The organism is Streptomyces prasinopilosus, from assembly GCF_001419695.1.
GTDB lineage: Bacteria > Actinomycetota > Actinomycetes > Streptomycetales > Streptomycetaceae > Streptomyces > Streptomyces prasinopilosus.
This window is the reverse complement of sequence record NZ_LIRG01000951.1, coordinates 1-1,720: the sequence shown is the minus strand read 5'-3', so window position 1 is coordinate 1,720 and position 1,720 is coordinate 1. Positions and strand designations below refer to the sequence as shown.

The 1,720-nt window shown below is 78.4% G+C and carries 1 protein-coding gene and 1 pseudogene; both read right to left on the bottom strand.

The window, feature by feature from the left end; translation table 11 throughout:
* Window positions 1-44 precede the first annotated feature (44 nt).
* Window positions 45-1,454, bottom strand: coding sequence for a hypothetical protein (locus tag AOK18_RS28925; protein ID WP_055696233.1), 1,410 nt, complete (start codon window positions 1,452-1,454; stop codon window positions 45-47).
* Window positions 1,451-1,720: pseudogene (locus AOK18_RS28920) on the bottom strand (glycosyltransferase family 4 protein); the annotation flags it as partial. The gene AOK18_RS28925 and the pseudogene AOK18_RS28920, both read right to left, overlap by 4 nt.

Below are 1,720 nucleotides of genomic sequence, written 5' to 3'. Positions count from 1 at the left end.
ACCGCCTCCCCCGCGCCCGGGGGGACCGGGCGCGGGGGAGGCGGTCAGGCGTGCACCGACGGTCGGCCGAGCAGCCCCAGCACGCACACCGACAGGCACAGGGCGGCGGCGCCGCAGCACAGCGGCAGGACGGCCGTCCCCGGTGGCAGGCGCAGCAGGGTGACCAGGGCGGCGCAGCCCGCGGCGGTCAGGCAGATCAGGGCGGAGGGCCAGGCGACGCCGAACGCCTGGAGCAGCAGGGCCGTCCACAGGGTCGCGGCGAGGAGCAGCAGCGCGGCCGGGTCGGCTCCGGTGAGGAGCGCGGCGGGCGTCAGCGGCAGCAGGTAGGCGAGCAGGCAGAGCCCGAGGAGGCCGGCCGACCTCAGGAGGAAGGCGGCGGGCGTCGCGGTCGCCCGCAGTGCCGCGACCGACCAGCCGCGGTAGCGGTACAGCAGCCATTCGGCCGGTCCCATGCTCACGGTCAGCACGATCACGGCGTACGGGTGCTGCCGGCCCTCCAGCAGGACCAGGGACGCCGCGGCGAGGCCGAACAGTCCGTAGGGCAGGGAGACCGGCAGCGGCGGCCGGCGCGTGCCGGGGGCGGGCGGGGTGCTGAGCACGTCCCGGAGCACCCGGCCGGCGGCGGCGAGCGTGGCCGCCAGCGCCAGCAGGGGCAGGGCGAGCCTCAGCACGGGGCCGGGCTCCCACCACGGCAGCGGCACGGCTCCGGCGATCAGTGGGGTCAGGGCTGCCAGCAGCAGTCTTTCCCGGGCCAGGACCAGCAGCACCGAGGCGGCGGCCAGGTACAGCGACTGTGCGGCGGCGGCCAGGGTGACCGGTCCGCCGCCGGCCACCGCGGCCCCGGTCGCGGTGGCCAGGGCCGCGCCGAGGGCGGCCCCGGTCAGCAGGGTGCGGCCGGCTTCGTGGCGCCCCGTCGCCAGGCGCAGGTGGGCGCGGTGGCCCAGGGCCTGGCCCCAGGCCCAGGAGACGACGCCGGCCGCGATGAGGGCGGGGGCGTACCGTGCCGCCTGCCCCAGGGGTGCGGCGAGCAGGTAGGCGAGGCCCGGCAGGGCGAACAGCACGCCGCGCAGCAGGCAGCGCACGGTGTCGGGGCGCCAGGGGTCGGGGGCGGCCGCGAGTTCGGGGAACGTCCTGGGGACGCGTTCGTACAGCGCGGAGGCCAGGGAGAACAGGTCCGGATGGCCGTACCGCTGCCGGACGGCGTCCGCGGACAGTCCTTCCGCCTCCAGCAGGGCGGCCACCTCGTAGGGGTGGACGGCGGGGCCGATCCGGTCGGCCAGGCCGGCGGCGAGCCGGTCCACCTCCTCCCGGTCCGGGACGGGCCGCGGTAATCGCACGACGAGGGTGGGGTCGTCGTCCGGGAGGGCCCGCGGCACCCGGAGGGCGGCGGGCGGCCGGAGGGCGAGGGTGTCCTGTTCGGCTCCGCCCGGCTCCAGTGCCATGGGGCCGCTCATACGGCCACGCTCCTCGTCGCCACGGGTGCCGGGACCCGCAGGGGCTCGTCCGGGGGTGGTGCGGCGCGGCCGGCCGGCCACCGCACGTACGTCCCCGTGCCGTCCTGCGCCCCCGTGTCGTCCCGGGTGTCCGCCCAGGTCGGGCGGCGCCGGGCGCCGGCCAGTTCGAGGTAGATGGCGCGGAAGGTGTCGACGGTCCGGCGCAGGGTGAACTGCTCGATCACCCGGAGCCGGGCCGCCTCCCCCATGGCCGCGCGCCGGGCGGG

What these genes read in the sequence shown, in the direction of transcription:
- AOK18_RS28925 (WP_055696233.1), bottom strand. Translation starts at nt 1,454, where the DNA reads ATGAGCGGCCCCATGGCACTGGAGCCGGGCGGAGCCGAACAGGACACC.